This window comes from Salinicola sp., from assembly GCF_982684285.1.
In genome coordinates, this window is the sequence record NZ_CEXLVS010000207.1 from 1 (window position 1) to 7,459 (window position 7,459).

The window sequence follows — 7,459 nt, forward strand, 5'->3', positions numbered from 1 at the left end:
CTCTCCCTCAGCCAACCTCCAGATACCACAACGCCCGCACAGGGCGGGCGTTTCGAAGCATGAGGCACTTATCGGGAACTAGTCATCCTGGGCGTTCTGCCCGCCCGCTTCACTACGACGCTTCTCTCGACGCGACTTGTTCAGACGTCCCAGTGCCAATATCGGACCCGACACGACATAGCAACCGAACAGCGCCAGCAGCATCACGGAGGGCTCGATGGAGATCAGTACGAACAGCAGCACGATCGCCAGCAGGAACACGAACGGTACCGGCCCCTTGAAATCGATCTCCTTGAAGCTGTGGTAGCGCACGTTGCTGACCATCAATACGCCGGCAGCGGCGACCACCACGGTCATCAGTACCTTGAACCCCAACGACTCGGCATCGAAGGTGTGGAAGACCCATACGCAGGCCGCCACGATCGCCGCCGCCGACGGGCTGGGCAACCCGACGAACCACTTCTTGTCGGTGCTGCCGATCTGAACGTTGAAGCGTGCCAGGCGCAATGCGGCACCCGCGACGAAGATGAACGCGGCAATCCAGCCGATCTTGCCGATGTCCTGCAGTATCCAGGTGAACGCGACCAGTGCCGGCGCCATCCCGAACGAGACCATGTCGGCCAGGCTGTCGAACTCGGCGCCGAAGGCACTCTGAGTATTGGTCAGGCGAGCGACACGGCCGTCCAGCCCATCGAGCACCATGGCAATGAAGATGGCGATGGCCGCCTTGGCGTAATCGCCATTGATAGCGGCAACGATGGAATAGAAGCCGGCGAACAGGGCCGACAGCGTGAACAGGTTGGGCAGCAAGTAGATGCCACGGCGGCGGATTCGCTTGCCGTTCTCGACCGTTTCCTCGATGACCTCGTCTTCATCATCGAAGAGGGGGGACGTCGCGCCGATCGTAATCGTTTCGGGCTCTTGCTCGTGGTGGCGGTCATCCTGCGTCATGGAAGCGAGTCCTTTAGTCGTTTGCGCTCGGGCCTATTAGCCGGATCATTCTACAGCCTAGCGGGAATCGCGACAGATGCCCGCACGAAAGCGATGCCCGGACAACAAAGAAACGGGGGCGCGACATGCGTCGCGCCCCCGTGCCAGCCCGTGATCGATCGACGATCAGTTCTTGCTCTTGTCGACCAGCTGGTTGGCGGTGATCCAGGGCATCATTGCACGCAGCTTGGCACCGACCTGCTCGACCGGGTGTTCGGCGGTCTGACGACGACGCGCATTCAGCGAGGCGTAGTTGCAGGCGCCCTCGGCGATGAACATCTTGGCGTACTCGCCGTCCTGGATGCGCTGCAGCGCCTTGCGCATGGCGGCACGGGATTCGTCGTTGATGATCTCACGGCCGGTGACGTACTCGCCGTACTCGGCATTGTTGGAGATCGAGTAGTTCATGTTGGCGATGCCGCCCTCGTACATCAGGTCGACGATCAGCTTGAGCTCGTGCAGACACTCGAAGTAAGCCATCTCCGGCGCATAACCGGCTTCGGTCAGCGTTTCGAAGCCCGCCTTGACCAATTCGACGGCACCACCACACAGCACGGCCTGCTCGCCGAACAGATCGGTTTCGGTCTCGTCCTTGAACGTGGTCTCGATGATGCCGCTGCGACCGCCGCCGATGGCTGCCGCGTAGGAGAGAGCGATCTCCTTGGCCTGGCCGGAGGCATCCTGATGGATCGCGATCAGATCCGGGATGCCGCCGCCGCGCACGAACTCGGAACGCACGGTGTGACCCGGCGCCTTGGGCGCGATCATGATCACGTCGAGATCGGCGCGCGGCTCGACCTGGCTGTAATGGATGTTGAAGCCGTGGGCGAAGGCGATGGTGGCGCCCTCTTTCAGATTCGGCTCGATCTCCTGCTCGTAGATCGCCTTCTGGTTCTCGTCCGGCGCGAGGATCATCACGACGTCTGCGGTCTTGCACGCCTCGGCAACGCTCGCCACCTTGAGGCCGGCGCTCTCGGCCTTGGCCGCCGAGGAAGAGCCCTTGCGCAGGCCGACGGTCACATCGACACCGGACTCTTTCAGGTTGTTGGCGTGAGCGTGGCCCTGGGAGCCATAGCCGACGATCGTGACCTGTTTGGCCTGGATCAGGGAAAGGTCGCAATCCTTGTCGTAATAAACGTGCATATCGAACTCCGGAAATCGATTCTGATGAGCGTTCTGCTCGGAACTGTCGCCACTGAAACCCTGTCAGCGTTGATGGCCGCCGGCGCCGTCTGTCGCGGTGCGCGTCGTTTCAGCCTGACGCCACGATAAGCCAGGCAACATATTGCGTAAAACGCTATATTTGCAATGCGATATTTCGGAATATGAAACGACCATGGATTACCGCCCACTGAACCATTTCCTGGCGCTGGCCGACCACCTGCACTTCGGCCGTGCCAGCGATGCCTGCCACATCAGCCCCTCGACGCTGAGCCGTTCGATCCGCCAGCTCGAGGAGACGCTCGGCGTCACGTTGTTCGAGCGCGACAATCGCCACGTCACATTGACCCGGGAGGGCCAGCTGTTTCACGCCTATGCCCGGGAGACGCTGGAGCAGTGGCAGGCGATGCAGGCCACGCTGATGGCGGAGACCCGCGAGCTGGCTGGCGAGATCAGCATCTACTGCTCGGTCACCGCCAGCTACAGCTTCCTGTACCGGCTGTTGAGCGAGTTCCGCCAGCGTCATCCGCGCATCGAGATCAAGCTGCACACCGGCGATCCCGCGGACGCCATCGCTCGCGTCCAGGCCGAGAACGAAGACATCGCCATCACCGCGCGCCCGCGCAGCCTGCCGGATGCGCTGGCGTTCAAGCCGCTGACGACATCGCCGCTGGTCTTCATCGCCCCTCGCGATGGGGCCGACTGGCTGCCCGCCACGCCGGAGACGCCAACCCCGTCGCAATGGAAGGACGTGCCGATGATCCTGTCCGAATCCGGCCTGTCGCGGGACCACGCCGACACCTGGTTCCGGGCGATGGGCGTCAGCCCCCGCATCTATGCCCAGGTGGCGGGCAACGAAGCGATCGTCAGCATGGTGGGGCTGGGTTTCGGCGTCGGCATCGTGCCGCGCATCGTGCTCGACAACAGCCCCCTGCTGGATCGCATCATGATCCTGCCGGTCAAGCCGGAGCTGCCGCACTACGATGTCGGCCTGTGCGTGCTCAAGCGCCGCCTCAAGAGTGCGCTGATCGAGGCGCTGTGGGCGCAGCTCCCCAACTGAAACGTTGCATTGAAAGATCGGGAACGCAAAACGCCCGACGGAATCGCTTCCGCCGGGCGTTGGACTAGCGATGGCTCGTATCTACAGCGTGAGCAGCTTGTCCCCGCGGGCAATGCCCGATACGCCGGTCCGCGCCACTTCCAGAATGCCGATCGGCGCCATCGCCTGGATGAAGGCATCCAGCTTGCCGGCGTCGCCGGTGATCTGCACGGTGTAGACGCTCGGCGTGACGTCGACGATCTGCGCCCGGAAGATATCCGCCGTGCGCTTGACCTCGTCGCGGGCCGCCCCCAGCGCCTTGACCTTCACCAGCATCAGCTCGCGCTCGATGTGGTTGCCCTCGGTCAGATCGACCAGCTTGACCACGTCGATCAGCTTGTTGAGGTGCTTGGTGATCTGCTCGATCACCCGGTCGTCACCCACCGTGGTCACGGTCAGCCGCGACAGCGACGGATCTTCCGTCGGCGCCACGTTGAGGGTTTCGATGTTGAAGTTGCGCTGGGAGAACAGCCCCACCACGCGGGACAGGGCGCCAGGTTCGTTTTCCAGCAGAATCGAGATGATATGGCGCATCAGGTCCGCTCCGTCTTCGAAAGCAACATGTCACGCATGGAGCCCAGCGGCACCTGCATCGGATAGACGTGTTCGAACGGGTCGACATAGATATCGAGGAACACGAGCTCGTTGGTGTCGGCGAAGGCGCGTTCCAGTGCCGGCGCCAGCTCATCGATGGTCGTCACCTTGATCGCAGTGAAGCCGTAGGCCTCGATCAACTTGGCGAAGTCCGGCAACGACTCCATGTAGGAGTGGGCGTGGCGGGACTTGTAGTTCAGATCCTGCCACTGGCGCACCATCCCCAGCGATTGGTTGTTGAGGTTGACGATCTTGACACCCACGTCGAACTGCTTACAGGTCGACAGCTCCTGCATCATCATCTGGAAGCTGCCTTCGCCGGTGAAGCAGACCACGTCGTCCTGCGGATAGCTGAGCTTGATGCCCATCGCCGCCGGGAAGCCGAACCCCATGGTGCCGAGGCCGCCGGAGGTAATGAAACGGTTGGGCTTGGCGAACTTGTAGTACTGCGCCGCGAACATCTGGTGCTGACCCACGTCGGTGGTCACGAACGCCTCGCCGCGGGTAGCGCGATAGACCGCTTCGATCACCTCCTGCGGCTTGAGCGCCGCGCCCGGTTTCGACGGCTCGTAGAGCTTGCCTTCGCGCTCGGAGCGCCAGCCGTCGATGCTCTTCCACCATTCGCCCAGCGCCTCCGGATTGGCCGGCTCGCGACCCTGGACCAGGCTGATCATCTCGTCGATGACGCTGCCGGCCGCGCCGACGATCGGCACGTCCGCGCGCACGGTCTTGGAGATCGAGCTGGGATCGATATCCACATGAACGATCTTGGCCGTGGGACAGAACTTCGAGGTGTTGTTGGTGACGCGGTCGTCGCAGCGCGCGCCGATGGCGACGATCAGGTCGGCGTGATGCATCGCCATGTTGGCCTCGTAGCTGCCGTGCATGCCGAGCCAGCCCAGCGACTGGCGGTCGCCCTGCGGATAACCGCCGATCCCCATCAGCGTGGTGGTGATCGGAAAGCCGAGCCGCTGGACCAGATCGGTCAACGCCTCCGACGCCCGGCCGGTGACGATACCTCCGCCGGTGTAGAACACCGGCCGGCGCGCCTTGAGCATCATGTCGACGGCCTTCTTGATCTGGCCGCTGTGCCCACGGGTCACCGGGTTGTAGGAACGAATCTTGACCTTCTTCGGATAGACGTATTCGTAACGCTCGGTGGGCGCGGTCATGTCCTTGGGGATATCCACCACCACCGGGCCGGGTCGGCCGGTGGCCGCCAGGTAGAACGCCTTTTTCAGGACTTCGGGGATCTCGCTGGGGTGCCTGATCGAGAAGCTGTGCTTCACGACGGGCCGGGTCACGCCGACGATATCGGTCTCCTGGAAGGCATCTTCCCCGATCAGATGGCTGGCGACCTGGCCGCACAGCACCACCATCGGGATCGAGTCCATATAGGCGGTGGCGATGCCGGTGACGGCGTTGGTCGCGCCGGGGCCGGAGGTGACCAGCACCACGCCGGGCTTGCCGGAAGCGCGGGCATAGCCGTCGGCGGCATGGGTCGCGGCCTGCTCGTGACGAACGAGAATGTGTTGAACGCTATCCTGGCGAAACAGGGCATCGTAGATATGCAACGCCGCGCCGCCCGGATAGCCGTAGATACGCTCGACGCCTTCGTCTTTCAGAAAGCGGGCGATCATATCGGCGCCGGAAAGTAATTCCACTGGTGAGTCTCCCCTGGAAGTTCGAGTGCCGCTTCGCGGTTCTGGTGACAAACCGGATTCGTGAATGGTTGGCGCAATCCACGAACACGAAGCTCAATCACGGCGATACGCCGCTGCCGACGGTTGAACGTCGACGCCTGATGCCATTTCCTGGCGTCCTGGGCCCGGGGTGAGGACCCGCACTCTTAGGAACCGCTGGCGCCGTGGCGCCGACAGCTCCTGACACGGCAGATCGCCGTGTCGGGGTTGGCGGGAACAGGCGTTTGGCCCGCGCCCTTCTTTCCTCAGAAAGATATCCTTCGACAGGCGGGTAGAGGTCGCTCGGAACCTACCCTTCACGCAGCGGCCGGGGATCACCCGCAATTGGCTGCGCCCGCAATCAGGAACCGCCTAGATTCCACCAGCGCCCAGGGACTGTCAACCTCCAGCGCCCTCGGCCAGGGGCAAGCGAGCACGTCGCCTCCGTGCTGCGAATGGCGCCGACTAAAGTTGGAGCGCTTTGCGCAGCGCCTTGCTGGCATCGCTGCTGTACTGAACTCGAGACTGCACCGGGTTCAAAACGCTGATTGATGAGCTCGTGGACAAATCCACTTATGGAGTAACGCGCATGTCCCCCATCGTGAAATGGTCCGCGTTCGTGGCCATGGCAGGCTTTCTCTTCGGTTTCGATACCGCCGTGATATCCGGTGCGGACAAGCCCATTCAGGAACTGTGGGGGCTGAGCGATCTTCAGCACGGGCTCTTCATCATGTCGATGGCGCTATGGGGGACGGTCCTCGGCGCGATCTTCGGCAACTGGCCGACCGACCGGCTGGGCCGGCGGGCGACGCTCTTCATCATCGGCGTGCTCTACTTCGTCTCCGCGGTCGGCTCGGCACTGGCCACCGATCCGTTCTGGTTTTCGTTCTTCCGCCTGATCGGCGGCTTCGGGGTGGGCATGTCCTCGGTCGCGGCCCCGGCCTACATCTCCGAAATCGCACCGGCCGAGAGGCGCGGCAACCTGGTGGCGCTCTACCAGTTCAACGTGGTGTTCGGCATCTTCATGGCCTACGTCTCCAACGCCATTCTCGGCAGCCTGCTGGGCGACGACGCCTGGCGCTGGATGGTGGGTGTCGAAGCCGTACCGGCTCTCGTCTACACCCTGGCGCTGCTCAAGGTGCCGGAGAGCCCGCGCTGGCTGATCCTCAACAAGGAGGACACCCGCGCTGCCGCCGACGTGCTGAACCAGATCGACCCACAGCGAGACACCCGGGAGCAGATCGAAGAGATCCAGGCGGCCGACCGCGAGGACAACAAGGTCCACTCGCGCTTCTTCTCGCGCCGCTATCGGCTCCCCATCGTTCTGGCCTTCCTGATCGCCTTCTTCAACCAGTTCACCGGCATCAACTTCGTCCTCTACTACGCGCCGCGCATTCTCGAGTCCGCCCAGTTGGGGGATAACGCTGCCCTGCTTTCGACTGCCGGCATCGGCTTGATCATGGTGATCTTCACCATGATCGGCATGGCACTGATCGATCGCTTCGGCCGGCGGACGCTGATGTACATCGGTTCGGTGGGCTACATCATCTCGCTGTCGATCATCTCCCATGCCTTCTTCACCGATAACCTGGGCGGCGCGCTGATCCCGTTGCAGCTGTGCCTGTTCGTCGCTGCCCACGGCATCAGTCAGGGCACGGTGATCTGGGTCTTCATCTCCGAAATCTTCCCCAACCGCGAGCGGGCACGCGGCCAGTCTCTCGGCAGCTTCACCCACTGGTTCTTCGCCGCGGTCATCACACTGGTGACGCCATGGGTGCTGGGGGTCTTCAACGGCGGCCCGGTGTTCGCCTTCTTCGCCTTCATGATGGTGCTGCAGATCGTCTTCGTCGCCTTCCTGATGCCGGAGACCAAGGGGATATCGCTGGAGAAACTGCAGCAGAAGCTGTCGCCGCAGGGGGAATCAGGGCATTAA

The 7,459-nt window shown here is 62.9% G+C and carries 6 protein-coding genes; 2 read left to right on the forward strand and 4 right to left on the reverse strand.

The genetic code is table 11. The annotated features are described in order from the left end of the window. Positions 1 to 78: 78 nt before the first annotated feature. The gene (gene pssA, locus AC3AYF_RS15895; protein WP_295040610.1) at positions 79 to 951 is read right to left on the reverse strand and encodes a CDP-diacylglycerol--serine O-phosphatidyltransferase; all 873 of its coding nucleotides are present in this window, start codon (positions 949 to 951) and stop codon (positions 79 to 81) included. A gap of 165 nt (positions 952 to 1,116) precedes the next feature. Further along, entirely contained in the window at positions 1,117 to 2,133 is a 1,017-nt protein-coding gene (ilvC, locus tag AC3AYF_RS15900; protein ID WP_295040608.1) for a ketol-acid reductoisomerase, read from the reverse strand. 193 nt (positions 2,134 to 2,326) lie between these two features. On the opposite strand from ilvC, the gene ilvY reads away from it, so the two are divergent. Then, positions 2,327 to 3,211, forward strand: coding sequence for an HTH-type transcriptional activator IlvY (gene ilvY, locus AC3AYF_RS15905; RefSeq protein ID WP_295040606.1), 885 nt, complete (start codon positions 2,327 to 2,329; stop codon positions 3,209 to 3,211). Positions 3,212 to 3,292: 81 nt separating this feature from the next. Here the strand turns inward: ilvY and ilvN are convergent, their stop codons facing one another. Next, the gene (gene ilvN, locus AC3AYF_RS15910; protein WP_071230775.1) at positions 3,293 to 3,784 is read right to left on the reverse strand and encodes an acetolactate synthase small subunit; all 492 of its coding nucleotides are present in this window, start codon (positions 3,782 to 3,784) and stop codon (positions 3,293 to 3,295) included. Continuing rightward, positions 3,784 to 5,508: an acetolactate synthase 3 large subunit gene (locus AC3AYF_RS15915; RefSeq protein WP_487779988.1), complete on the reverse strand. Its 1,725-nt coding sequence runs from the start codon at positions 5,506 to 5,508 to the stop codon at positions 3,784 to 3,786. Before AC3AYF_RS15915 ends, ilvN begins: the two co-directional genes overlap by 1 nt. A 607-nt stretch (positions 5,509 to 6,115) precedes the next feature. Here AC3AYF_RS15915 and AC3AYF_RS15920 point away from each other — a divergent pair. Next, positions 6,116 to 7,459: a sugar porter family MFS transporter gene (locus AC3AYF_RS15920; RefSeq protein WP_295040602.1), complete on the forward strand. Its 1,344-nt coding sequence runs from the start codon at positions 6,116 to 6,118 to the stop codon at positions 7,457 to 7,459.

Excerpts from the sequence above, each read along its gene's own strand:
- pssA (WP_295040610.1), bottom strand. The coding sequence starts at position 951 with ATGACGCAGGATGACCGCCACCACGAGCAAGAGCCCGAAACGATTACG.
- ilvC (WP_295040608.1), bottom strand. The coding sequence starts at position 2,133 with ATGCACGTTTATTACGACAAGGATTGCGACCTTTCCCTGATCCAGGCC.
- ilvY (WP_295040606.1), top strand. The coding sequence starts at position 2,327 with ATGGATTACCGCCCACTGAACCATTTCCTGGCGCTGGCCGACCACCTG.
- ilvN (WP_071230775.1), bottom strand. The coding sequence starts at position 3,784 with ATGCGCCATATCATCTCGATTCTGCTGGAAAACGAACCTGGCGCCCTG.
- AC3AYF_RS15920 (WP_295040602.1), top strand. The coding sequence starts at position 6,116 with ATGTCCCCCATCGTGAAATGGTCCGCGTTCGTGGCCATGGCAGGCTTT.